The sequence below is a fragment of the Serinicoccus shuyuelongi genome (genome assembly GCF_045032955.1).
Lineage (GTDB): Bacteria > Actinomycetota > Actinomycetes > Actinomycetales > Dermatophilaceae > Ornithinicoccus.
This window is the reverse complement of record NZ_JBJFZU010000013.1, coordinates 78,072-102,064: the sequence shown is the minus strand read 5'-3', so window position 1 is coordinate 102,064 and position 23,993 is coordinate 78,072. Positions and strand designations below refer to the sequence as shown.

Below are 23,993 nucleotides of genomic sequence, written 5' to 3'. Positions count from 1 at the left end.
CACGAGGAGACACCCATGCACCCCACCCACATCCCGCTGCGGGTCGCCACCGGCGCCTTCATCCTGAACTCCGGCATCGGCAAGCTCAAGTCCACCGAGGAGCAGGCCGAGCAGACGCACGGCTGGGCCTCCAGCGTCTACCCGGTGTTCAAGGACATGAAGGCCGGTGACTTCACCAAGCTCCTCGCCTACAGCGAGATCGGCCTGGGCGCCGCCCTGCTCTGGCCCAAGGTGCCCTCCGCCGTGGCCGGCGCCGGGCTCGCCGCGTTCGGCGTCGGGCTCACCGGGATGTACCTCAAGACCCCCGGGATGACCCAGGAGGACGGCATCCGGCCGACCCCCGACGGCATCGGCGTCGCCAAGGACGTCTGGCTGGTCGGTGCCGGGCTCACGCTGGCCACCCAGTCGTTCCTGTCCGGCACCAAGCACGCGGCCGAGGCCGTCGTGGACGGGGTGGGCAACGCCGCCGGCGCGGTGGCCGGCGGGGTCACCGGTGCCGCCAGCTCGGTCGGCCACGGCCTCTCCAGCGCGGTCGGTGCCGGTGGTGGCAAGAGCAAGGGGGCCTTCGCCAGCATCGCCGACACCGCGCACGACGCCCGCGAGGACCTCGCCGACGCCCTGGCGGACCTGGCGGACTCGCTGCTCGGCAAGCGCTGACCCGGACCTGGTCGAGCGCAGGACCCGTCACGCCGAGCGTGGCGGGTCCTGCCGTTCCCGGTCCGGGCCGGTCCCACCCCGGTCCAGGTCCCACCCCGGTCCACCCCGCTCCACCGTGATGTGGACGTGCGACAGTGGTGCCCGACCGCGCAACGAGGAGGTCCGACGTGCGGGAGTTCACCGCCGGTGACGTACTGGTGCCCGGAGGGCGGTGGGCCTGGGTCCAGGTCCTCCCCGCGCTGCTCGTCACCGCACTGGCCCTCAACCAGGCCGTGGACCCGGAGGGAGCGCGCACGCTCTGGTGGGTGCTCGCACTGGTCGGCCTGGCGTTCGCGCTGGGGCATGTCGCCCAGCTGGCGCACCAGCTCACCACCCGTTCGAGCCGGAGCATCCGGGTGGACGCGCACGGGCTGCTGCTGCCCGAGCACGGGCCCGTCGCCTGGTCACAGGTGCAGACGGTGACGACCACCCCCGGCGACAAGCAGGAGAGGTACTGGTCGGTCGTCCTCGACGACGGCACCCCGGTCAGGACCGGCTTCACCCGCGGGGACTCCCAGCTCCGCGAGAGCTGGGAGCGGCACCGGCCGGGGGGCGGGCGTGGCCGCTGACGGCATACCTCCAGGTGCCCCGCCCTCACCGGGCTTCCCCGGTGGCTCTTCCGGGGACCGGTCCGAGGCGCTGCTGGACCGGTGGCTCGCGGACGCGGCGCTGCTGGCGCCCGCGGCGGGTCACGACCGGTGGTTGGCCGAGGGGTCCGTGCTGCTGCTCGGCTGGTCCGAGGCTCGGCGCAGCTACCACACCACCGAGCACCTGGCGGAGGTGCTGGCGGCCCTCGACGAGCTGGTGGCGGCCGGGGAGCTCGGCGGCGAGGACGCGTTGCTGGCCCGGACCGTCGCCTGGTACCACGACCTCGCCTACGACCCGCGCGCCCGCCCGGGCAGCAACGAGCACCGCAGCGCGACCCTGGCCCGGGACCACCTGCACGCCCTCGGCGTCGAGGACAGGGTGGTGGACGAGGTCGAGAGCGGGGTGCTGATGACCCTGGACCACGAGGGGGCGGTCGGACGGCCGGCGCACGACGCGCTGCACGACGCCGACCTGTGGATCCTGTCCGCACCCCCGGCCCGGTATGCCGCCTACCGAGAGCAGGTGCGCCACGAGTACGGGCACGTGCCGCCGGAGGCCTTCCGCGCCGGGCGCGCGGCCGTCATGGGCGCCTTCGCCGGGCGGGACCGGCTCTACCGCACCGGGCACGCGCACCGCCGGTGGACCGAACGGGCGCGCATCAACCTGGCTGCGGAGCTGGAAGACCTGCGCGGGGCCTGAGAGCGGCGGAGCACAACGCTCGCCCGGTCGGGGCACAACGCTCGCCCGGTCGCGGCACAACGCTCGCCCGGTCGGGACACGAGGCTCGCCCGGTCGGTCAGGGAGACCGGTGCCGGCACCACCAGTCCACCAGCGGCCACCACGGCTCCTGCTCCCCCAGACGGCGGGCCTCCTCCGGGGTGCACCACCGGGCCTCCAGCACCTCGGTCAGGTCCGGGGTGAGTGGCAGGGGGGCCGGCAGCTCGACGGCGTACACCTGCAGGTAGTTGTCGCCCTCGTCCCAGGTGGCGGTACCCCCGCCCGGCCCGACGGTGATCCGTTCGTAGCCCACGGGCGTCAGCTCCTCCGGGCGCAGGGTGAGTCCGACCTCCTCGGCGATCTCGCGCACCGCGGTCTGCCGCACGTCCGCATCACCGGTGTCCCGCTTGCCGCCGGGCGGCCCCCAGCCGCGCGGGTGCTGACGGACCAGCACCAGCCGGTCGTCGGCCGCGGAGCCGACCAGGACCACCGCCGCCCCGGAGGTATGCCGCTCACGGTCGGAGGCGACGACCTCCAGCAGGTGCGGGGTCGGCGCCATCGACCCCAGGCCGTCGGGGCGCCGGGCCAGCGGGCGCTCGCCGCGACGCTTGCGGAAGCGCAGGCCGCTGTCCCTCAGCCGTCGGGCCAGCTGCGCACCGGACACCTCCAGCGCGCCCGCCGCGACCGCGTCGGCATACCGCTCCTGCGGCACGTCGTAGTGGTCCCCCTCGAAGAGCCGGGTATCGATCCCGGCCCGCCTCGCCACCCGGTGCAGCTCATCGAGATCGGTGTCGCTGGCCAGGTGCGACCACACCCGGCCGTGCGCCGGCCACATCGGCGGGTCGATGAGGACGCTCACCCTGCGACCCTAACCGGGGGCCGGCCTGTGGAGAACTTCTGCGGGCCTGTGCCCGCCCGCCCTACCGTCGGGTCAGGAGGTGGCCGACCGGCCACCGGACCCAGGAGGGGCAGACATGAGCAACACCTTTGCCGTCGACACGGCCAGGATCGCCGGCGCGTCCGGCGACATCGAGCGCATCGCGGCGAGCATCGAGGCGGACGTCCGGTCGATGATGGCCAAGCTGAACGCGCTGCAGGACTGCTGGCGGGGGTCTGCGGCCGGCAGCTTCGCCGCCGTGACCCAGGACTGGAGCGCCACCCAGGAGCGGGTGCGCACCTCGCTGCAGCAGATCTCGACGACGCTGCGGACCGCGGGCCAGGACTACGAGCTCGTCGAGCAGACCAACCGGATGCGCTTCACCCCGCAGTGAGGGTGCGCCGGTGCCGCGTCCGGGTCGAGCGCCCCACCAGTGCGGCGAGGCGGTGGCACCCGCCGTGACGGGTGCCCCCTCCACCCCGGGAGAGACCTCGCCGCCGCTCCCCGGGCAACGCCGACGGGGCGGCCCCTCGTGAAGAGGGACCGCCCCGTCGGTCGTGGTCCGCCCGCGAGCAACGCGGGCGTGCTCGGATCCGACCCGGGTGGGTCAGAAGTCCATGCCGCCCATGCCACCCATGCCGCCGTCACCGGCCGGCATGGCCGGGGTCTTCTCCGGCTTGTCGGCGATGACTGCCTCGGTGGTCAGGAACAGCGCGGCGATGGAGGCCGCGTTCTGCAGGGCAGAACGGGTCACCTTCACCGGGTCGGCGACGCCGAAGCCCAGCATGTCGCCGTACTCGCCGGTCGCGGCGTTGAGGCCGTGACCCGGGGTCAGGTTGCGCACCTTCTCCGCCACGACGCCACCCTCGAGACCGGCGTTGATCGCGATCTGCTTGAGCGGGGCCTCGATGGCGACCTTGACGATGTTGGCGCCGGTGGCCTCGTCACCCGTGAGCGAGAGACCCTCGAAGGCCGTGGACGCCTGGATGAGAGCCACGCCACCACCGGCGACGATGCCCTCCTCGACCGCGGCCTTGGCGTTGCGGACGGCGTCCTCGATGCGGTGCTTGCGCTCCTTGAGCTCGACCTCGGTCGCCGCGCCCGCCTTGATGACGGCCACGCCACCGGCCAGCTTGGCCAGGCGCTCCTGCAGCTTCTCGCGGTCGTAGTCCGAGTCCGAGTTGTCGATCTCGTTGCGGATCTGCGCGACCCGGCCGGCGATCTGGTCGGCGTCGCCGCCGCCCTCGACGATGGTGGTCTCGTCCTTGGTGACCACGACCTTGCGGGCGGTGCCCAGCATGTCGAGCTCGGCGGTCTCCAGCTTGAGACCGACCTCCTCGGAGATGACCTGGCCACCGGTGAGGATGGCGATGTCGGCCAGCATGGCCTTGCGCCGGTCACCGAAGCCCGGGGCCTTGACGGCCACGGACTTGAAGTTGCCGCGGATCTTGTTGACCACCAGGGTCGCCAGGCCTTCGCCCTCGACGTCCTCGGAGATGATCATCAGCGGCTTGCCGGACTGCATGACCTTCTCCAGCAGCGGGAGCAGGTCCTTGACCGAGGAGATCTTGGAGTTCACGACCAGCACGTAGGCGTCCTCCAGGACGGCCTCCATGCGCTCGGTGTCGGTCACGAAGTAGGGGCTGATGTAGCCCTTGTCGAACCGCATACCCTCGGTGAGCTCGAGCTCCAGGCCGAAGGTGTTGGACTCCTCGACGGTGATGACACCCTCGTTGCCGACCTTGTCCATGGCCTCGGCGATCATCTCGCCGATCTCGGTGTCGGCCGCGGAGATGCTCGCGGACTGCGCGATCTGCTCCTTGGTGTCGACCTCCTTCGCCATGGACAGCAGGCTGTCGTTGACCGCCTTGACGGCGACCTCGATGCCCCGCTTCAGGGCCATCGGGTTCGCGCCGGCCGCGACGTTGCGCAGCCCCTCGCGAACCATGGCCTGGGCGAGGACGGTCGCGGTGGTGGTGCCGTCACCAGCGACGTCATCGGTCTTCTTCGCGACCTCCTTGACCAGCTCGGCGCCGATCTTCTCGTAGGGGTCCTCGAGCTCGATCTCCTTGGCGATGCTCACACCATCGTTGGTGATGGTGGGGGCTCCCCACTTCTTCTCGAGCACGACGTTGCGGCCCTTGGGGCCGAGGGTCACCTTCACGGCGTCGGCAAGGGTGTTCATACCCTTTTCGAGCCCGCGGCGAGCCTCCTCGTCGAAAGCAATGGTCTTGGCCATCTGCGCTGTTTCCTCCACACGTGGACGAAATGGATGACCGGGTGCCGCCCGCGACGGACGAGCCGGATCGCCGGGGCTCCTGTCGCCTCGGCTCCCGACCCTCGGCAAGCCGGTCGGTTGTTATCACTCTCGGGGTGAGAGTGCTAGGTCCATGATGAGCACTCGACACCCCCGAGTGCAAATACGCCGCCCGGCAGGTCGCCGGACCGGCCCCGGCGAGAGGGTGCGCGCACCCCTCAGGAGGTCGGTCCGGACCTCAGCTCCAGGGCCCGCACCGCCGCCTGACGCAGGGTGTGGTCCTCCAGGCCGAGGCCTCTGGCGGCGCTGGCGAGCGCGTCGACCCCGGTGGGTCGGCCGGCGAGCACCTCGGTGAACGTCTCCGCGAGCCGACCCAGCAGGGCGGCCTGCTCCTGCACGAAGGACCGGTCGACCACCCGGCCGTGGCCGGGCACCCAGGTCTCGGACAGCACGCCGGCGGGCCGTTCCAGCAGTGCATGCAGGGTGGCGGCCCACTCCATCGGGAAGGCGTCCTCCATGGCCGGGTCCGCGCCCTCCTCCACCAGGTCCCCGGCGAAGACCACCCCGGCGTCCGGGACGGCGACCGCCAGGTCGTGGTCGGTATGCCCCCGGCCGGCGTAGAGCAGCTCCACCTCGCGCCCGCCCAGGTCGATGGCGGTGTCCTCCTCGACGAGGTAGAACGGCAGCACGATCTCGGTGGCCTCGACGTCCCGGGCGATCTCCTCGCGGTCCGTGCTGCGCAGGTGCTCGACCACCTGGCGCCGCTGGTGCTCACCGGTGCGGAGCAGGTCGTCGGCGGCACCGGAGTGGGCGTAGATCTGCGAGTCGCGGAAGGCGGCGTTGCCGAAGCAGTGGTCGAAGTGCGCGTGCGTGTTGACCACCACCAGCTCGAGGTCGGTGATCTCCCGGACGGCCCGGAGCAGGTCGCTGCCCTGCCGGTGGAAGCTCCGGGTGTCCACGACCAGGGCCCGCTGCTCCCCCACCACCAGGCCGCAGTTGAGCTTCAGCTCCTCGTGCCGGCGCACGTGCACACCGGGTGCCACCTCACGCCAGGACACCTCGCTCATGCCCCGCAGTCTAGGTGCCGGTCGTTTCCGGGCCGTTGCGCCGCGGGGGGCACACGCCGAACTCACCCGTGGGGGTGAACTTGCCGTCCGACCCTTGCGCAGGCCCGGCGCCCCACCCAGGATGATCTGCACGTCACCGCCGACAGGAACACGGTCATGCCTTTCCCTGAGCGCATCCTCCTCGCCACCGACGGGTCGACCAGCGCCACGCTGGCCGGCCGACGGGTCGCCCAGCTCGCCGCCGACACCGGCGCCGAGGTGCACGTCCTGCACGTCGCCCTGGTCTCCACCTGGACCACCCCCGCGCCGCTGGGACCGGCCCAGCGGGAACGGATCCTCGCTGAGGCGCATACCGTGCTGGCGGCCGCCGTGCTCGAGCTCGAGGAGGCCGGGGTGGATGTGGCGTCCGGCACCGTGCGGACCGGGCGGGCCACCGAGCAGATCCTGCTCCGCCGCGGCGAGCTCGAGGCAGACCTGGTCGTCATCGGCCACCGCGGGCAGAACGCCCTGACCCGGGCCCTGCTCGGCAACGACGCCGAGCAGGTGGTGCGGCACGCCCCCTGTGCCGTGCTGGTGGTCCGGGACGAGGAGGGCCGCCGATGATCTCCGACGTGCTGCTGCCGATGTCCGCCGGTGGCAGCACCCCCGACTTCACCGTGCGCGCGCTCGACCTGTCGGTGATCATCGCCTACCTGGTGCTGAGCAGGATCATCCCGCTGGTCGCGCAGTCCCGGATGAAGAAGAAGGCCAAGGCCGGCGGCAAGGAGACGGACGAGTCCGAGGACTACTTCCTCGGCGGCCGCAACTTCCTGTGGCCCTTCGTCGGCCTGTCCCTGGTCGCCACCAACATGTCCGGCGCCACCTTCGTCGGGCTGGCCGGCGGGGCCTACGAGCAGGGCATCTCGATCTTCGCCTACGAGTGGATGTCGGCCGTCATCCTGGTCATCTTCATCTTCTTCATCCTCCCGTTCTACCTGCGCTCCAAGGTCTTCACGCTGCCGGAGTACCTGGAGCAGCGCTACGACCGGCGCTCCCGGATGGCGTTCGCGGGCTTCAACCTCTTCGCCAACATGTTCATCGACATGGCCGCGGCCCTCTTCGCGGGCGCGGTCGTCGTCAAGGTGCTCTACCCGGACGTCCCGATGCTCGTGTCGGTGGCGGTGCTGGCGCTGCTGGCTGCCGTCTACACCGTCATCGGGGGCCTGGGCGCGGTCATCATCAGCGACTCCATCCAGGCGACGGTGACGCTGATCGGCGGCGTCATCGTGCTGATCGCCACCTTCAACGCCGTCGGCTCCTGGGACGCGGTCACCGAGGCGGCGGGCGAGGAGCGGATGAGCCTCATCCTGCCCGCCGACAACCCGGACCTGCCCTGGCCCGGGCTGATCACCGGGGTCCTGGTCATCGGCCTGTACTACTGGACCACCAACCAGCTGGTGGTCCAGCGCACGCTGGGCGCCAAGTCCCTGGACCACGGGCGCTGGGGCTCGCTGCTGGCCGGCTTCATCAAGCTGGCCTTCCTCTTCCTGTTCATCCTGCCGGGCGTGATGGCCCTGGCGATCTACCCCGAGCTGGACGACCCGGACACCGTCTTCCCGACCCTGGTCTTCGACCTGCTCCCGGTGGGTGTCCGCGGCCTGATCCTGGCCGCCGTGATCGCGGCGATCACCTCGACCGTCGACTCCATCCTCAACTCCGCCTCGACGATCGTCACGATGGACTTCGTCAAGACCTTGCGGCCGGACACCTCGCAGCGCGGACTGGTCTTCAGCGGCCGGGTGGCGACGGTGGTGGCGCTGGTGGTGGCCATCGCGTGGGCACCCTTCATCGCCCAGTTCGACACCCTCTACGAGTACCTGCAGTCGGTGCTGTCGTTCCTGGTGCCACCGGTGGTGGCGGTCTTCCTGGTCGGCATCGCCTCCAAGCGGATCAGCGCGACCGCGGCCTTCGTCACCCTGGTCGTGGTGCAGCCGCTCGGGCTGCTGGCCTTCATCCTCACCCAGGTGGTGCCGGAGGAGCCGACCATCCAGTTCCTGTATGCCGCCGGCCTCAGCCTGGCGCTCTCGGTGGTGATGCTGGTCGTGATCAGCATCCTGGGGCCCTCGCCGGACGAGTCCAAGACCAAGGAGCTCACCTGGAAGAAGGACTACTGGACCGAGGAGACCGCGGCCCTGAAGGGTGTCCCGGTATGGGCCAACTACCGGCTCATCTCGGTGGTGCTGCTGCTCACCACGGCCGGGATCGTCATCGCCTTCGCGTGAGGCTTCTGACCTACGTGAGCACCTTGCTCAGCTGAGGCCGGTGATGGTGCCGTCCTCGGCGATGTCCATGCCGTTCGCGGCAGGCACCCTGGGCAGCCCGGGCATGCGCATGATGTCGCCGGTCATCGCCACCACGAACCCGGCCCCGGCGTTGACCACCAGCTCGCGCACGGTGATCGCGAAACCGCGGGGCGCACCCAGCAGGGTGGGGTCGTCCGAGAAGGAGTACTGGGTCTTCGCCATGCAGACCGGCAGGTGGGCATACCCCTCCTGGGTCAACTGCTGCAGCTGGGTCCGGGCGGTGGCGGTGAGCTCGACCCGGTCGGCGCGGTAGATCTCGGTGGCGACCCGTTCGATCTTGGCGAGGATGTCCTCGGCGGCGTCGTAGAGCGGGGCGAAGCTGTTCGGCTGCTCGCACAGCCGGACCACCTGTCGGGCCAGGTCCTCCCCGCCGGCTCCCCCGTGCGCGAAGACCTCGGAGAGGGCCACCTCCGCGCCGACCTGGGCGCAGCGCTGCCGCACCAGGTCCAGCTCGGCGTCGGTGTCGCTGGGGAACCGGTTCAGCGCGACCATCACCGGCAGGCCGTACTTCTGCACGTTCTCCAGGTGCTGCTCGAGGTTGGCCAGCCCGGTGCCCAACGCCTCCAGGTCCTCGGTGGCCAGGTCGTCCTTGTGCTGGCCCCCACCCTTCTTGAGGGCCCGGACGGTGGCGACCAGGACGACCGCGTCCGGACGCAGCCCACCCACCGGGCAGACGATGTCGAAGAACTTCTCGGCGCCCAGGTCCGCGCCGAACCCGGCCTCGGTGACCACGTAGTCGGCGAGCTTCAGCGCCGTCCGGGTGGCCAGCACCGAGTTGGCCCCGTGCGCGATGTTGGCGAACGGTCCGCCGTGGATGATCGCCGGGGTGTTCTCCAGGGTCTGCACCAGGTTCGGCTTGACGGCGTCCTTCATCAGCATCGCCATCGCGCCGGGCGCCTCCAGCTGGGCGGCGGTGACCGGCTCCTTGTCGTAGGTGTGCCCCACGATGATCCGGCTGAAGCGCTCCTTGAGGTCCTCCAGCCCGGTGGCCAGGCACAGGGCCGCCATGATCTCGCTGGCCACGGTGATCTCGAAGCCGGACTCGCGGACCACCCCGTCGCCCTTGCCCCCCATCCCGACGACGATGTTGCGCAGCGCCCGGTCGTTCATGTCGAGCACCCGCTTCCAGGCGATCCGCTTGGGGTCCAGACGCAACGGGTTGCCCTGGTGCAGGGAGTTGTCCACCAGCGCGGCGAGCAGGTTGTGCGCCGAGGTGATGGCGTGGAAGTCGCCGGTGAAGTGCAGGTTGATGTCGTCCATCGGGACCACCTGGGCGTAGCCGCCGCCGGCCGCCCCGCCCTTCATCCCGAAGCACGGCCCCAAGGAGGGCTCGCGCAGGGTGGTCATCGCCTTCACGCCGATCCGGTTCAGCGCCATCGACAGACCCACGTTGGTGGTGGTCTTGCCCTCACCCGCAGCCGTCGGGTTGATCGCCGTGACCAGGATCAGCTTGCCGTCCGGGGTGTCCGCGAGGCGGTCCAGCACGCCCAGGGAGACCTTGGCCTTGTCGTGCCCGTAGGGCTCGACCTCCCCCGGGTCCAGGCCTAGCGCGTCGGCGATCTCGGAGATTGGTCGCAGCGAGGCTCCCTGAGCGATCTGCACATCGGTCAACATCCGGTGGCCTCCTTGCCAGCGACGACGTCGAGGGAACCCTACAAGCAGGTCAGCTCTCGATGCCCAGACGACGCATCGAGCGGGAGCGCTGCCGACGGGAACGGTCCCGGCGCAAGCGCTTGATCAGCAGCGGCTTGTGGGCCAGCGCGGACTCGCTGTCGATCAGCTGGTTGAGGATCTGGTAGTACCGGGTGGCGCTGAGGTCGAAGAGGTCCTTGATGCCCTGCTCCTTGGATCCGGCGTAGGTCCAGTGCCGGTTCTCGAAGTCGAGGATCTCCCGGTCCCGCTCGGACAGGTCCGGGGAGGTGTCGACCTGCTGCGCACGCGTGGCAGCGCCCATGGTGAAGTCCTCTCGCCGCGTCGGCCCGATCAGATGCGTCGTCAGTCTACGACACGGGAACTACAGGCGTGTCATTCCGGCGTCGCCGGTCGCGCCACGGCCGCATACCCTGGATCCATGAGCCCCACCCCGCTGCCCGACCTGGTGCACCCGAGCTGGGCGGAGGCCCTCGCGCCGGTCCAGGACGACATCACCGCGCTCGGCGACTTCCTCCGGGCGGAGGTCGCCGCGGGGCGCGGCTACCTGCCCGACGGCGCGCACGTGCTCCGGGTGTTCGAGCAGCCGCTGGACAGGGTCAGGGTGCTGGTCGTGGGCCAGGACCCCTACCCCACGCCCGGGCACGCGGTCGGCCTCAGCTTCTCGGTCGCGCCCGACGTCAGCCCGGTGCCGCGGAGCCTGGGCAACATCTACACCGAGCTGGTCGAGGACCTCGGCGTGCCCCGCCCCACCAGCGGCGACCTGTCACCCTGGTCCGAGCAGGGGGTGATGCTGCTGAACAGGGTGCTGACCGTGCGCCCGGGAACCCCGGCGAGCCACCGCGGCAAGGGCTGGGAGGCCGTCACCGACCTGGCCATCGACACCCTGGTCCGGCGCGGCGGACCGCTGGTGGCGATCCTCTGGGGGCGGGACGCGCGCAGCCTCGCCGCCCGGCTGGGCGACGTGCCGCGGGTGGAGAGTGCGCACCCCTCCCCGCTGTCGGCACGCAACGGCTTCTTCGGCAGCCGCCCGTTCAGCCGGACCGACGAGCTGCTGCGCCAGCAGGGCGGCGAGCCCCTGGACTGGAGGCTGCCGTGAGCGGGCACGGAACCCCGCAGGTGCCAGAGGTGGCGCACCCGCTGCGCCTGGTGCACGGGGAGTCCGGTCCGAGCGTGCACGGCGGCGCCGGCAGCGTGCGGCCGCAGTCCCGCCCCTGGGGTCGATACGTGGCCATCGGTGACTCCTTCACCGAGGGCATGAGCGACCCGGACCCGGCCGTGCCGGACGCCTACATCGGGTGGGCCGACCGGCTCGCGGCCCTGCTGGCACCGCACGCCCCGGAGTTCTCGTACGCCAACCTGGCGGTGCGCGGGCGCAAGCTCGCCGACGTCGCCGGCCCGCAGCTGGAGGCCGCGCTGGCCCTGCGGCCGGACCTGGTGAGCATCGTCGGCGGGGGCAACGACATCCTCCGCCCGCGGGCGGACGTGGACGCGCTCGCGGCCCAGCTCGACGAGGCCGTCGCGCGGATCCGCGCCACCGGTGCCGACGTGCTGCTGGCGACCCCCACCGACCCGGCCGGCGCCCCGATCATCGGCCGCACCCGGGGGCGGGCGGCGGCATACATCGCGCACATCTGGTCGATCGCCCAGCGGCGCGGCTGCTTCGTGCTGAACCAGTGGGCGTGCGACTTCCTCAAGGACTGGCGGATGTGGTCCCAGGACCGGATCCACATGACCCCGGAGGGGCACCGGCGGATCGCGCTCACCGCCTACGTGGCGCTCGGGCACAGCGCCGAGGAGGCGGACTGGCGGGCACCGCTGCCGCCACAGGCACCGGCCGGCACCGTGGAGACCGTGCGCGGGCACGCCCAGTGGGCCCGGGAGTATGCCGGCCCCTGGGTGCAGCGGCGGCTCCAGGGGCGGTCCTCGGGGGACCACCGGGAGGCCAAGCGGCCGGACCTGCGGCCGATGGGCGACCCCGAAGGCGCCTGAGCGGCCCGACCTGTTCCCACCGCGGTGGGAACGTGCTGCCCGGACGACCTCTAGCCACCGCGGTGGAAACGTGACGGCCTGACGGCCTCCGACCACCGTGCCTACCGCGGTGGGAAGGTGTTGCCCTGACGACCTCTAGCCACCGCGGTGGGGGGCGTCGTCACCGGCATATGGCGCAGATGCGTGGGTATGCTCGACCCTATGACGCAGATGCGAGTCTCCGAGGCGGCCGAGCTGCTGGGAGTGTCCACCGACACGGTGCGCCGGGCCGTCGACGCGGGGCGGCTGCCCAGCACGAAGGACGACGCGGGGCGCACCGTCGTCGAGGGGGCCGACGTCGCCGTGCTGGCCCAGGAGCAGGCGCACCCGGCCGAGATCGGGGCCGTCGGCCTGTCCTCCCCGCGGAACCAGATGCGCGGGATCGTCACCCGCATCGTCAGCGACCCGGTGATGTCCCAGGTCGACATCCAGGCCGGCCCGTTCCGGCTGGTCTCGTTGCTCTCGACCGAGGCGGTGCAGGCGATGGGGCTGCAGGTCGGGTCGGTGGCGGTCGCGTCGGTGAAGGCCACCAACGTCTCGGTGGGGGTGCCGGTATGAGAGTGGTCCGAGCGTCGGTCAGGGCGCCGGGACGGTCCGCGGTGGCGGTGCTCGCCTGCGCGACCCTCGTGCTGGCCGGCTGCTCGGGCGTCGCGGGTGGAGCAGCGGGCACCGGCGATGGGGACGGACCACGCACGCTCACCGTGCTCGCGGCCGCCTCGCTGACCGACGTGCTGGGGCCGGTCGCGGAGAGCTTCGAGGCGGCGCACGAGGGCGTCACCGTCGAGACCAGCTTCTCCTCCAGCTCGACCGTCGTGCAGCAGGTGAACGAGGGCGCCCCGGCCGACGTGGTCGCGCTGGCCGGGGAGGCGTCGCTGGAGCCCCTCGAGCAGGAGCGCCGCTCGGGACCGGTCACCCTCTTCGCGACCAACCAGCTGGAGATCGCGGTCCCGCCGGACAACCCCGCCGGGGTCACCGGGCTGGACAGCCTGGCCGAGGAGGGCCTGCGGCTGGTCGTCTGCGCCGAGCAGGTGCCCTGTGGTGCCGCCACCCTGGCCCTCTTCGAGCAAGAGGGCCTCTCCCCCGCGATCGCGTCCTACGAGAACGACGTCCGCGCGGCGCTGACCAAGGTCGAGCTGGGTGAGGCCGACGCCGGGCTGGTCTACCGGACCGATGTGGCCGCCGCCGGCGACCGGGTCCGCGGCATCGAGATCCCCGGCGAGCGCAACGTGGTCAACCGGTACCCGGCGGTGGCCGTCTCCGAGCAGGAGCTGGCGCAGGCCTTCGTGGACCACCTGCTCTCCGCCCAGGTGCAGGGCCAGCTGGTCGACGCCGGCTTCGGTGAGGCCCCCGCCGCCGGGGCCGGGTCCCGGTGACCGCCACCCGGGTGCCGAGGCGGGGGCCGGCCGAGGTGCCGCCCCGGGTGCCGGCGCAAGGGCGGGCCGCGCGACGGCATACCCCCCGGTCGTGGTCGTTGCGGGTGCCGGCGCTGGTCGGCATCGCGTTCATCGTGGTGCCGCTGCTGGCGCTGCTGGTGCGCACCGACTGGGCGAACATCACCACCCACCTGGCCGCGCCCGTCGTCGGTGAGTCGCTGCGCCTCTCGGCGGTCACCACCAGCGCCACCATGGTGCTGGTGTGGCTGCTAGGGACTCCTTTGGCCTGGCTGCTGGCCCGCTCGGACCACCCGCTGACCTCGTGGGGGCGGGCGCTGATCACCGTCCCGCTGGTGCTCCCCCCGGTCGTCGGCGGGGTGGCGCTGCTGATGGCCTTCGGTCGCCGCGGTGTACTCGGCGGGTCGTTGGACGCGTGGTTCGGGATCAGCATCCCGTTCACCACGGTGGCGGTGGTGATGGCCGAGCTGTTCGTGGCGCTGCCGTTCTACGTCATCTCGGTGGAGGGCGCGATGCGGGGCCTGGACCGCCGCTACGACGACATCGCCGCGACCCTCGGCGCCGGCCCGGTGCGCACCTTCACCACCGTGGTGATCCCGATGGTGCTGCCCGGGATCGCGGCCGGCTCCGCGCTGGCCTGGGCCCGGGCGCTCGGCGAGTTCGGCGCGACGATCACCTTCGCCGGCAGCTTCCCGGGCCGGACGCAGACCGCACCGCTGGGGGTGTATGCCGCTCTCGAGCAGGACCCGCAGGCCGCGATCGCGCTGTCCGTGGTGATGCTGCTGGTCAGCGTGGTCGTCCTGGGGGCCCTGCGGAGCCGGTGGCTGCGGTGAGCGGCCAGGCCCTGTCCGCCGAGCTGACGATCGACCGCGGTGGGTTCCGGCTGCGGATCGACCTGGAGGCCCCGGCCGGGGTGACGGCGCTACTCGGGCCGAACGGGTCCGGCAAGTCCACCGCGCTGCTGGGCCTGGCCGGGCTGCACCCGCTGACCTCCGGGCACGTGCGCGTCGGGGGCACCACCTGGGCGGACACCCGGGGTGCCGGCCCGCTGCGCCGTGGGTTGGCGCCGGAGGCGCGCAGCGTGGGGATGGTGCTGGCCGAGCCGATGCTCTTCCCGCACCTGAGCCTGCTCGACAACGTCGCCTTCGGCCCCCGCTCGCGAGGTATGCGCCGGGCCCCGGCCCGCGAGCGCGCCCGCTCCGAGCTGGACCGGGTCGGTCTCGGTGACCTGCGCGGTCGTCGCCCGTCCCAGGTCTCCTCCGGTCAGGCGCAACGGGCGGCGCTGGCCCGGGCGCTGGCGACCGATCCCGCGCTGCTGCTGCTGGACGAGCCGCTGTCTGCGCTCGACCCGCAGACCCGCTCCCGGACCCGGGCCGACCTCGCCGCCCGGCTGCGGGACTACCCGGGGGTCACCGTGGTCACCACCCACGACCCGCTGGACGCCCTCACGCTGGCCGACCAGCTGGTCTTCGTCGAGGACGGTCGGGTGGCCCAGGTCGGCAGCCCGGGCGAGGTGGTGGCCCGCCCGCGGACGGCCTACGTGGCCTCGCTGGTGGGGCTGAACCTGCTCGCCGGGGTGCTGGAGACCGGCGAGCCCCCGGTGCTGCGGCTCGAGGGAGGCGAGCCGCTGGTGCTCGCCGAGCCGCCGGCAGGGGCCCGACGCGGCGACCGGGTGTGGGCCACGGTGAACCCCGAGGCGGTCTCCCTCTTCACCGGGCGCCCGGACACATCCGCCCGCAACCTGTGGCCGCTCGAGGTGGAGTCGGTGACGGTAACCGGGCAACGGGCCCGGGTGCACCTCGGGGGCGTGCTGCCGCTGGTCGCCGAGGTGACCCTGGGCGCGGTCGCCGCCCTGGGCATCACCCGCGGCCGGCAGCTGTGGGCCGCGGTCAAGGCGACCGAGATCCACGCCTACCCCGCCTGAGCGCGTCAGCCCTTCAGCCCGGTCTGCGCCAGCCCCTCGATGAACTGCCGCTGGGCCAGCACGAAGATCGCGAGCACCGGCAGCACCGTCATCGACGCCGCCGCCAGCTGCACGTTCCACATCTGCCCGCCGTAGGCGTCGGTGTATCGGGTCAGCGCCTGCGGCAGCGTGAACATCTCGGGCGACTGCAGGAAGACCGTCGGCTCCAGGTAGAGGTTCCACACGTGCTGGAAGGTGAAGATCGCCACCGCGGCCAGCGCGCTGCGGGCCAGCGGCATCGCGATGTACCACCAGATGCGCCACCTCCCCAGCCCGTCGAGGCGGGCGGCCTCCTCCAGCTCCACCGGCAGGGTGATGAAGAACTGCCGCATGATGAACGTCGCCAGCACGCTGGGGGCGCCGAAGGTGGTGGCCAGGATCAGCGGCCAGTGGGTGTCGACCATCCCCCAGCTGTTGAACATCTGGAAGAGCGGGACGATCGTCACCTCGCTCGGGATGAGCAGCCCGAGCAGCACCACCAGGAACAGCGCGTTCTGGCCGGGGAAACGGATGCGCGCGAAGGCATACCCCGCCATCGAGGAGATCAGCATCGTCCCCACCGTGACGATCATCGCGATGTAGACGCTGTTGAAGTACTGCCGGACGAAGGGTTGCAGGGTGAAGGCGTCCCGGTATGCCTGCAGCGTCGTCTCCTGCGGCCACAAGGTCGGCGGGTACGCGAAGATCTCGCTGATCGGCTTGAAGGACGAGGTGACCATCCACCAGGTGGGCATCACGAAGGGGATGGCCAGCACGCACAGCGCGGCGTAGAAGATGATGCGCCGGCCTACCGGGGTGGGCGCACGGGTCGCCACGGCACTGTCAGTTCTCATAGAACACCCATCTCTTGCGCATCTGCCACTGCACGATCGTGAGGACGAGGACGATCAGGAAGAGCAGGATCGCCAGCGTCGATCCGTAGCCGAACTGGTGGAAGTCGAACGACTGCTGCACCAGGTAGTAGACAAGGACGGTGGTCGAGATCCCGGGACCGCCCTGGGTCAGGACCGCGACCTGCGCGAAGACCTGGAGCGAGCCGACGATGGTGATGATCGAGGTGAGCATGATCATCGGTGAGATCAGCGGCAGCGTGATCCGCAGGAAGCTCTGCCGCGGGGTCGCCCCGTCGATCTCCGCCGCCTCGTAGAGGTCCTTCGGCACGCCCTGCAGGGCGGAGAGGAAGAGGACCATGTTCAGGCCCACATTCTTGAAGGCCTGCACGACGATGACCGCGATCATCGCTCCCCAGCCCTCGCGCAGCCAGTTCGGCCCGTCGATCCCGAGCACGGACAGCGCCCCGTTGATGCCGCCGTCGTTCTGCAGCAGGAAGCCCCAGACGATGGTCCAGGCCACCAGGGAGATGACGACCGGGGAGAAGAAGATCGTCCGGAACGCGGTGATCCCGCGCAGGGTCCGGTTGAGCATCACCGCCAGCAGCAGGGCCAGGGAGAGGTTCAGCACCACCAGCCCCAGCGAGAAGACCGCCGTCGCGCGCAGCACCGGGACCAGCTGCGGGTCGTCGAAGAGCCTCTCCACGTTCTCCAGGCCGACGAAGGTGAAGCTGCCCGCCAGGACGTTCCACTCGTGGAAGGAGTAGTAGAAGATCAGGCCGAGCGGGGCCAGGACGAACAGGACGATGCCGAGCAGCTGGGGGGCGATGAAGACATACCCGCTCCAGGCGTCACGTCGGGCGTAGGCGGGGCGCCGTCCTGCTCGCTGCCGGACCAGCGTCACGTGTCGCTGCCGAGGAGCGGTGAGATCGCCCCACAGGTCTGCTCCAGGGCCGCGGGGATGTCGGCGTCCTCGGTCCACAGGTCGTCCAGGGACGCCCGTGTCTGCTGGGCGATCTGCACGGCGTCGGTGTGGCTCGGACGCACGACACCGTCGGCGATCCCGGGGATGACCACGTCCTCGATCTGCTCCGGGGTCAGCAGCGGGTTGGCGTCGGCCATCACGTCCAGCGTCAGCAGCGAGGTCCGCGGCGGCGGGAAGTACTCCGCCAGGTCGGCCCCGTTCTCGGCGTTGGTGAAGTAGGCGAGGAACTCCGCCGACGCCTGCGGGTTCGGCCCGCTCTGCAGGACGCCGACCCCGGCCTGGCCGGTCACCGCGTACTCGCCGTCCGGGCCCTCGGGCAGCGGCAGCAGGTCCCACTCGAAGCCGTCTTCGGGCAGCAGGTTGGCGCGCGAGATCTGGGTCACCGTGAAGGCGGCCTCGCCGGCGAAGAAGTCGGCGCTGCTGCCCGGTCCCGGCATCGACCCGGCGTCGAAGGCCGCGTCGTGCAGGAAGTCGAAGGCCTCGACCATCTCGGGGCTGTCGAAGGTGCAGCTGGTGCCGTCCTCGGTCCAGGGTTCGGCGCCCCAGCCGTTCCAGACCGTGCTCAGGTAGTCCCAGTTCAGGTAGTCGAAGTCGCGGATGACGAACCCGGACTCCCCGGTCTCCTGCGCGACGGTGGACCCGGCGTCGCTGACCGCTTCCCAGGTCCAGTCACCCTCGGACCGCATCTGCGGCGCACTGGGCAGGCCGGCCTCGGCGAGCAGGTCGTTGTTGACGAAGGTCACGAAGGGTGAGGTGCTGAACGGGTAGGCGAGCAGCTCGCCGTCCTGGGTCCACAACGAGGCGGCGCTCTCCGCGATGTCGTCGACGTCATACCCCTCGGTCGCCTCCAGGGTGTCGCTCAACGGCATCAGGGCGCCGCTGGCGACGAAGTCGGGCGCCGCGTTCTCCAGGATCCAGGCCATGTCCGGCGGGCTGCCGCCGGCGAGCTGGGTGGTGACGGTGGAGGTGTAGTCGTCGAACGGCAGCGGGTCGAAGGTGATCGAGGCGATCTCCGGGTGGTCGGCCATGTAGTCGTCGGCGATCGAGTCGAAGAGCGCCAGGTGGTCCTCGTTGGAGGTCCAGATCGTCATCCGCAGGTCGATGTCCTCGGTGGCCTCGTCGCTGCCACCACCACCGCCGCCCGAGCAGGCGGCCAGCGTCAGGCCGGCCAGCGGCAGCAGGGTCAGCCTCTTCAGCGTCGTTGCTGAGGTCATGATCGTCTCCTTCTAGTAGCCGACGACGTCGGGCCAGTGCAGCTCGACGCCGGTGTTCGTGAGCACGGACTGGAACTCGGTGAGCAGCCCGTCGGTCGCCTGGACCGCGCGCGGGGTCACCGCACGCTCCAGGCAGAAGGCGGCGAGGGACCCGGCGGCCTCGCCGATGTTCCACTCCACCGGGTGCAGCCGGAAGGCACCGTTGGTGATGTGCGTGGTCCCCACGTTCTTGCCCGCCGGGAGCAGGTTCTCCAGCCGCCGCGGCACCAGGATGCCGAGCGGGATCTCGAAGGGGGTGCTGGCGATGTCCAGGTAGTTGTCCCCGCCGGTGCTGGGGTGCAGGTCCACCCGGTACATGCCGACCCCGACCGAGTCGTGGGTGGTGAACGGTCGGGCGTGCCCCTTGTGCTCGATGGACAGGTCCGTCTCGGTGACGGTGCCCACCGTCAGCAGGCGCCGTGACTCGCGGATGTAGGGCGCCATCGCCAGCCCGTCCGGGCCCTGCGTCAGGTCGCCCCGCAGCCGCAGCCCCGGGAAGCCCTTCCCGCCGTCCGCGCGCGGGGCCTCGGTCTGCAGCCAGTACAGCATCGACAGCGACTGCCGCCGGGCCGCGGCCTGGTGGGCCAGAGCCTCCTCCGGGTCGACGTCGACGAGGGTGCCGTCCAGGTAGTCGATCATCGGCCAGTTCACGAGCACCACGTCGCTCGGGTATGCCCCGGGCCGGAAGTTGGCGCGGTCCAGGATCCGGCGGAAGGTCCACAGCTCGCGGTCCCCGGGGTTCTGGGCCTGGTCGGCGACCTGGTCGGCGGTCTGCGCGTGCGGGGTGAAGGTGCGGGTTAGGGTCTCGAGCGTGCGCGGGTCGGGGCCGGTGAGCGACAGCATCGGCGCCCCCCAGTAGTCCGGCTGCTTCGTCCGCCACTGCTCGTAGTCGTGCGGCGGGTCGATGGTGTGGTCCTCGCCCTCGACGTGGTCGACGACGAAGCACCAGCTGAAGGCCTGCTGGTTGCCCGGTTGCGCCTGCTCCGGCGCACTGGGCTCGCCCGTCTGGTCCCGAGACTCGAAACCGGTGACGTACTCGGCTCCGGTCAGCGGCAGCAGGTCCCCCAGCTCGGTGGCGTCGATGACGTAGTCCGCCGCGACGGTGACCTCACGACCGGGGCCCTCGAGCCGCAGCGTCACGTCCCGGACCCGGTCGCCCTCCGTGCGTGCCCGCACCGGCACCGCGGGCTGCAGCACCTGCAGGCGGCCGGCGGCGCGGTGCGGGGCCAGCATCGCCTCCAGCACCGCGACCCCGACGGCCGGCTCGGCGCACAGCCGGCTCACCATGCCGTTGCCCGGGTTCAACGCCGTCTCGCCGCGGGCCTCCTCGGTCAGCGGGTAGCAGCGGCGGTAGTAGTCGCGGATCCCGTCGCGCAGCCGCCGGTAGCGTGCGGTGACGCCGAACTGCTCGACCCAGGAGTGCTCGTCCAGGGGGACGCCCTGGCTGGTGAGCTGACCGCCCAGCCAGGCGTACTCCTCGCTCAGCACGACCCGCCGGCCGGCCTCCAGCGCGGACAGGGCGGCGGCCACCCCGCCGAGGCCACCGCCGACGACCAGCACGTCGGTGGTGAGCCGGTCGGCGACACCGCCGGGGACCGGGGCGCCGAGGCCGTGGACAGGTGGGGAGGAACGGGGGGTGATGGTCATCAGGTGGTCTCCAGGTGGTGGTCGGCGGGTTCGGACAGCGTCGATCCGGGGACGATGTCGCAGGGCAGGGTGAGCCGGAGCTCGTCGGGTCCCACCTCGACGTCGGGGTCGAGGATCCTGCCCAGCAGGGACAGCGACTCCGAGCCCAGGCGGGTCCGCGGGGGGCTGAGGCGGGTGAGGTCCGGGTCGCCCTCGGCGCTGTGCGAGGGGTCGGCCAGGGTGACGATCGAGAGGTCCTCGGGCACCCGCACACCGTCCTGGACCGCGAGCCGGTGGATCGCGAGCGCGTGCACGGGCGACTCGACGACCAGGACGGTCGCCCCGCTGGCCCTCAGCTCGGCCCAGGCGTCGGTGAGGTCGTCGCCCTCGTCCGCGCTGCGCCAGGCCACGGCCGCGGCGGACGGGTCCTGGCGGCGCAGCCCCTCGGTGAACCCGGTGAGCCGGTCCTGGACGGACTCACCGGAGCTGTCCCGGTGCAGCATCGCGAAGCGGCGGTGGCCGAGCTGCCAGCAGCGCTCGACCAGGGTGGCGACCCCGGCGACGTAGTCCGCGGCGACGAAGGGCACCCCCGCCGCGTCACGGCGACCGATGGCGACGAACGGGAAGCCGCTGTCGACCAGGCGCTCCAGCTCCTGTCCGTCCATCTCCAGCCCGAGCAGCAGGCACCCGTCGGCCAGCCGGAGCCGGGTCGAGGGGTGGAACAGGCTGCGCCGGCCGTCCTCGACGGGAGCGGAGGTGAACATCAGCAGGTCGCAGCCGAGGAGCTCGGCCTCGCTCTCGATCCCGGTGAGCAGCGCGGCGTAGAAGTCCCGGCTGGCCGAGGGAAAGGCCGGCTCGTAGGTGAACACCCCGATCAGGCGGTTGCCCACCCCGGCGAGGCGTCGTGCGGCCGGGTCGGCCACGTACTCGAGGTCCTGCAGGACCTGCCGGACGCGCTCCCTGGTGGCCGCCGGGATCCGACTGACGGCGTCGGCCTTGCCGTTGACCACCAGCGACACCGTCGCCTGGCTGACCCCGGCCAGCTCGGCGATCCGGCGCTGGGTGATGCGGGGAGGCGTGCTGCGGCGGGTCACTCTCACTCCTCCTCGAGGGACGGTCGGCCGGATGCGTCCGACCCCTGGATCTGTCTGCGGAAACGCACTAGTCTGGGTGAACCCGGTGCTAATGCGTATTAGCACGAGTATAAGCGGTTCCCCCGCCACGTTGTCAACGGGCTGTCCGAACGAGGTCGGCCACCGGCGCGGACGACCGCGCGAGACGAGAGGCAGATCAATGACGATCACCCACCGACCCCGGCGCACGGTCGCCGCGGCAGCGAGCACCCTGGCCGCGGTGCTGGCCGGCACCCTGGTCGCCGTGTCGGCCGGCCCGGCACTGGCCGACACCGCCGACCCGCCGGACCCGTGGCCGGAGTTCGGCTACCAGGGGGTGATCACCGACAAGGACACCCTGGAGTTCAACGAGACCGACGAGTTCATCTTCCCGAGCATCTTCGAGGCCGGGGAGCATCTCGAGGACCCGCTCGGCCACTGGTACCTCTACTACGCGCCGCACGACGACCCGGGCGGCATCGCCCTCATGTATGCCGACGACCTCGAGGGTCCCTGGACGGAGTACGAGGACAACCCGCTGATCACCAACACCTGGGGTGACATCTACTCGGTCCCGCACGTCTCCAGCCCGGAGGCGATCTGGAACGACGAGGCGGACGCGATGTTCCTCTACTTCCACGGGGACAACTCGCAGACCCGGTGGGCGGAGACCGACGACGGCGTGACCTTCACCTACGGCGGGATCGCGGTCGACAACGACATGGGCGGCGACGACGTCACCGAGACCAGCTACGCGCGGGTCTTCGAGCACCCCGACCCGGCCTCCGGGTACGCGTACGGGATGTTCTACATGGGCAACAAGACCGACGACATACGCCGGATCCGGCTCGCCGAGTCCGTCGACGGCACGACCTGGGACGTCGAACCGGAGTACGTCGTCGAACCGGGGACGGAGGAGGGCCAGAACGTCTCCGGCGGCAACCTGTGGGAGTGGCAGGACCAGCTCTACGTGATCTACCACGCCTCCAGCGGCAACATCTACGCCCGCACGGTCGACGAGACGCTGCGCGAGGTGGGTGACGAACCGATCCTGCTGCACTCCTCGAGCGGTATCGGCGACGACATCGGCCGGGTCGCGGCCCCCGAGATCCTCTCCTCCGAGGGTGAGACGTACATGTTCTACGAGGCCGGGGACAGGCTGGGCGCCACCATCGCCTGGGCCAAGGACGGCGCCGAGGTCGTCGTCCCCCCGCCGTTCGGTAGCTTCCCGCAGGACCCGGACAACCCGCTCTTCGCGGAGTGCGCCGCACCCGGCAGCGACGAGTTCACCGGCGACGCGCTGGCGCAGGACACCTGGTCACGGGTGCTCCGCGAGGACGACGCGCGGCACGAGGTCGGTGACGGCGTCCTCACCGTCCCGACCTACAGCGGCGGCGTCGCGCAGGCACCGCTGCTGCAGCAGGAGCTGCCCGACGGGCCGTGGCAGGTGACCACCGCGGTCGACATCGACGCCACCGACCGGTTCCAGCAGGCCGGACTGCTGCTGTACGCCGACGACACCCACTACGCCAAGCTCGACCTCGGGCGCGCCACCCCGGGCCCGACCGTCGAGCTCGTCTACCACCGGGACGGGCAGAACCGCCAGGACAGCTCGGCGCCCGAGGTGCCCGGCACCCGGTCGATGTGGCTGCGGCTGACCAGCGACGGCGACACCGCCCGGGCCTCCGTCTCCTACGACGGCGAGACCTTCTCCCGGTACGGACGGGACATCGACCTCGCCGAGGCCGGGTTCACCCACGTCGGCCCGTACGCCTTCCGGGGCATCGACAGCGCGCCGGAGATCGACGCGTCCTTCGACTGGTTCCGCCTCTCCCCCACCGAGGACGAGTATGCGCAGTGCGCCGGTGGTGACGAGCCGCTGCCGAAGGACTCCGAGTCCGCACCTCCCGCGCGGGCGAGCCTGTCCTCCACCAGCGGGTGGGCGCACGGGCTGCACGACGGGAACCACGAGATCCGGATGGACCTGTGGTGGGGCCACAACGCCTCCCGGGTGATCCTCTTCGAGAACGGTGAGGAGGTCGCCCAACAGGACCTGGTGGCCGACGGCCCGCAGGCGCAGCACGCCACCTTCGACATCCAGGGCCGGGTCGACGGCGAGTACGTCTACATCGCGCAGCTGCTCAACTCCCAGGGCAGCACCGAGACCGCGCCGGTGACCGTGACCGTGACGGACGCCGCACCCGGGGTCCCCGTGGTCAGCCACGACAACAGGGACGGCGATGGCGACTACCGGGTCAGCGCGAACATGTGGTGGGGCACCAACGCCACCTCGTGGACGCTGCTCGAGGACGGGACGCCGGTGGCCGAGGGTGACCTGAGCGCGGCCTCCCCCGCGGCGCAGCGCGTCCAGGTCGACCTCACCGACCGTTCCGTCGGCGAGCGCGAGTACGTGATGGTCCTGCGCAACGCCGCGGGGACGACCCGCAGCGCCCCGGTGATGGTGCCGGTCACCCGCTGACGCGCCGACCCGACCACCCGCATACCCCCTTTCCCGACCGGGCGAGCGTCCTGTTCCGACCGGGCGAGCGTTGTGCTTCCACCGAACGCAGCACAACGCTCGCCCGGTCGATGCACAGTGCTCGCCCGG

At 71.5% G+C, this 23,993-nt stretch carries 23 protein-coding genes; 13 read left to right on the top strand and 10 right to left on the bottom strand.

Going from position 1 to position 23,993, the window contains the following annotated elements:
- Positions 1 to 15: 15 nt before the first annotated feature.
- The 3 genes from ACI3EY_RS15275 to ACI3EY_RS15265 all read left to right on the top strand — a co-directional run bounded on the left by ACI3EY_RS15275 (position 16) and on the right by ACI3EY_RS15265 (position 1,983).
- Complete coding sequence (locus tag ACI3EY_RS15275) at positions 16 to 657, top strand: hypothetical protein (protein WP_405036355.1); 642 nt, start codon at positions 16 to 18, stop codon at positions 655 to 657.
- Positions 658 to 824: 167 nt separating this feature from the next.
- Positions 825 to 1,265 (top strand): hypothetical protein, encoded by a 441-nt coding sequence (locus tag ACI3EY_RS15270; RefSeq protein WP_405040998.1) that lies wholly within the window; start codon positions 825 to 827, stop codon positions 1,263 to 1,265.
- Complete coding sequence (locus ACI3EY_RS15265) at positions 1,255 to 1,983, top strand: HD domain-containing protein (RefSeq protein ID WP_405040997.1); 729 nt, start codon at positions 1,255 to 1,257, stop codon at positions 1,981 to 1,983. Before ACI3EY_RS15270 ends, ACI3EY_RS15265 begins: the two co-directional genes overlap by 11 nt.
- A gap of 97 nt (positions 1,984 to 2,080) precedes the next feature.
- Here the strand turns inward: ACI3EY_RS15265 and ACI3EY_RS15260 are convergent, their stop codons facing one another.
- Positions 2,081 to 2,860 (bottom strand): DUF4031 domain-containing protein, encoded by a 780-nt coding sequence (locus ACI3EY_RS15260; protein ID WP_405040996.1) that lies wholly within the window; start codon positions 2,858 to 2,860, stop codon positions 2,081 to 2,083.
- A gap of 115 nt (positions 2,861 to 2,975) precedes the next feature.
- On the opposite strand from ACI3EY_RS15260, the gene ACI3EY_RS15255 reads away from it, so the two are divergent.
- Positions 2,976 to 3,272 (top strand): WXG100 family type VII secretion target, encoded by a 297-nt coding sequence (locus ACI3EY_RS15255; protein WP_405036351.1) that lies wholly within the window; start codon positions 2,976 to 2,978, stop codon positions 3,270 to 3,272.
- A 213-nt stretch (positions 3,273 to 3,485) separates the two neighbouring features.
- Here ACI3EY_RS15255 and groL read toward each other — a convergent pair whose 3' ends face one another.
- Positions 3,486 to 5,117, bottom strand: coding sequence for a chaperonin GroEL (groL, locus tag ACI3EY_RS15250; protein ID WP_405036350.1), 1,632 nt, complete (start codon positions 5,115 to 5,117; stop codon positions 3,486 to 3,488).
- 236 nt (positions 5,118 to 5,353) lie between these two features.
- On the bottom strand, positions 5,354 to 6,202 hold the full coding sequence (locus ACI3EY_RS15245; RefSeq protein ID WP_405040995.1) for an MBL fold metallo-hydrolase: 849 nt from the start codon (positions 6,200 to 6,202) through the stop codon (positions 5,354 to 5,356).
- Positions 6,203 to 6,358: 156 nt separating this feature from the next.
- Here ACI3EY_RS15245 and ACI3EY_RS15240 point away from each other — a divergent pair, with 156 nt between their 5' ends.
- Positions 6,359 to 6,805 carry a universal stress protein gene (locus ACI3EY_RS15240; protein ID WP_405040994.1) on the top strand — a complete coding sequence of 149 codons (447 nt, stop codon included), beginning with the start codon at positions 6,359 to 6,361 and terminating at the stop codon, positions 6,803 to 6,805.
- Complete coding sequence (locus ACI3EY_RS15235) at positions 6,802 to 8,463, top strand: sodium:solute symporter family transporter (protein WP_405040993.1); 1,662 nt, start codon at positions 6,802 to 6,804, stop codon at positions 8,461 to 8,463. Before ACI3EY_RS15240 ends, ACI3EY_RS15235 begins: the two co-directional genes overlap by 4 nt.
- Positions 8,464 to 8,490: 27 nt before the next feature.
- Here the strand turns inward: ACI3EY_RS15235 and ACI3EY_RS15230 are convergent, their stop codons facing one another.
- A complete protein-coding gene (locus ACI3EY_RS15230; protein ID WP_405040992.1) occupies positions 8,491 to 10,158 on the bottom strand; it encodes a formate--tetrahydrofolate ligase in 1,668 nt (555 codons plus the stop codon).
- Positions 10,159 to 10,207: 49 nt separating this feature from the next.
- A complete protein-coding gene (locus tag ACI3EY_RS15225) occupies positions 10,208 to 10,498 on the bottom strand; it encodes a DUF3263 domain-containing protein (protein WP_405040991.1) in 291 nt (96 codons plus the stop codon).
- A 117-nt stretch (positions 10,499 to 10,615) separates the two neighbouring features.
- Here ACI3EY_RS15225 and ACI3EY_RS15220 point away from each other — a divergent pair, with 117 nt between their 5' ends.
- The 6 genes from ACI3EY_RS15220 (at position 10,616) to ACI3EY_RS15195 (ending at position 15,540) form a co-directional block, all read left to right on the top strand.
- Positions 10,616 to 11,293, top strand: a complete 678-nt coding sequence (locus ACI3EY_RS15220) for a uracil-DNA glycosylase (RefSeq protein ID WP_405040990.1) — start codon at positions 10,616 to 10,618, stop codon at positions 11,291 to 11,293.
- Positions 11,290 to 12,186 carry an SGNH/GDSL hydrolase family protein gene (locus ACI3EY_RS15215; RefSeq protein ID WP_405040989.1) on the top strand — a complete coding sequence of 299 codons (897 nt, stop codon included), beginning with the start codon at positions 11,290 to 11,292 and terminating at the stop codon, positions 12,184 to 12,186. The genes ACI3EY_RS15220 and ACI3EY_RS15215 overlap by 4 nt, the downstream gene beginning before the upstream one ends.
- 201 nt (positions 12,187 to 12,387) lie before the next feature.
- Positions 12,388 to 12,783, top strand: a complete 396-nt coding sequence (locus tag ACI3EY_RS15210; RefSeq protein WP_405040988.1) for a TOBE domain-containing protein — start codon at positions 12,388 to 12,390, stop codon at positions 12,781 to 12,783.
- A complete protein-coding gene (modA, locus tag ACI3EY_RS15205) occupies positions 12,780 to 13,598 on the top strand; it encodes a molybdate ABC transporter substrate-binding protein (RefSeq protein WP_405040987.1) in 819 nt (272 codons plus the stop codon). The genes ACI3EY_RS15210 and modA overlap by 4 nt, the downstream gene beginning before the upstream one ends.
- 47 nt (positions 13,599 to 13,645) lie before the next feature.
- On the top strand, positions 13,646 to 14,449 hold the full coding sequence (locus tag ACI3EY_RS15200) for an ABC transporter permease (RefSeq protein WP_405040986.1): 804 nt from the start codon (positions 13,646 to 13,648) through the stop codon (positions 14,447 to 14,449).
- The gene (locus ACI3EY_RS15195) at positions 14,446 to 15,540 is read left to right on the top strand and encodes an ABC transporter ATP-binding protein (RefSeq protein ID WP_405036340.1); all 1,095 of its coding nucleotides are present in this window, start codon (positions 14,446 to 14,448) and stop codon (positions 15,538 to 15,540) included. The genes ACI3EY_RS15200 and ACI3EY_RS15195 overlap by 4 nt, the downstream gene beginning before the upstream one ends.
- Positions 15,541 to 15,545: 5 nt before the next feature.
- On the opposite strand, the gene ACI3EY_RS15190 is transcribed toward ACI3EY_RS15195, so the two are convergent.
- From ACI3EY_RS15190 to ACI3EY_RS15170, 5 genes are read right to left on the bottom strand one after another with little or no spacing between them, the layout of a single operon-like run.
- Positions 15,546 to 16,412, bottom strand: coding sequence for a carbohydrate ABC transporter permease (locus ACI3EY_RS15190; protein WP_405036339.1), 867 nt, complete (start codon positions 16,410 to 16,412; stop codon positions 15,546 to 15,548).
- Positions 16,402 to 17,313 (bottom strand): carbohydrate ABC transporter permease, encoded by a 912-nt coding sequence (locus ACI3EY_RS15185; protein ID WP_405036338.1) that lies wholly within the window; start codon positions 17,311 to 17,313, stop codon positions 16,402 to 16,404. The genes ACI3EY_RS15190 and ACI3EY_RS15185 overlap by 11 nt, the downstream gene beginning before the upstream one ends.
- Complete coding sequence (locus ACI3EY_RS15180) at positions 17,310 to 18,608, bottom strand: ABC transporter substrate-binding protein (protein WP_405040985.1); 1,299 nt, start codon at positions 18,606 to 18,608, stop codon at positions 17,310 to 17,312. Before ACI3EY_RS15180 ends, ACI3EY_RS15185 begins: the two co-directional genes overlap by 4 nt.
- Before the next feature lie 12 nt (positions 18,609 to 18,620).
- Positions 18,621 to 20,294, bottom strand: a complete 1,674-nt coding sequence (locus ACI3EY_RS15175; RefSeq protein WP_405040984.1) for an FAD-dependent oxidoreductase — start codon at positions 20,292 to 20,294, stop codon at positions 18,621 to 18,623.
- A complete protein-coding gene (locus ACI3EY_RS15170; RefSeq protein ID WP_405040983.1) occupies positions 20,294 to 21,367 on the bottom strand; it encodes a LacI family DNA-binding transcriptional regulator in 1,074 nt (357 codons plus the stop codon). The genes ACI3EY_RS15175 and ACI3EY_RS15170 overlap by 1 nt, the downstream gene beginning before the upstream one ends.
- 199 nt (positions 21,368 to 21,566) lie before the next feature.
- On the opposite strand from ACI3EY_RS15170, the gene ACI3EY_RS15165 reads away from it, so the two are divergent.
- Positions 21,567 to 23,864, top strand: a complete 2,298-nt coding sequence (locus ACI3EY_RS15165; RefSeq protein ID WP_405040982.1) for a DUF1349 domain-containing protein — start codon at positions 21,567 to 21,569, stop codon at positions 23,862 to 23,864.
- Positions 23,865 to 23,993: the final 129 nt, after the last annotated feature.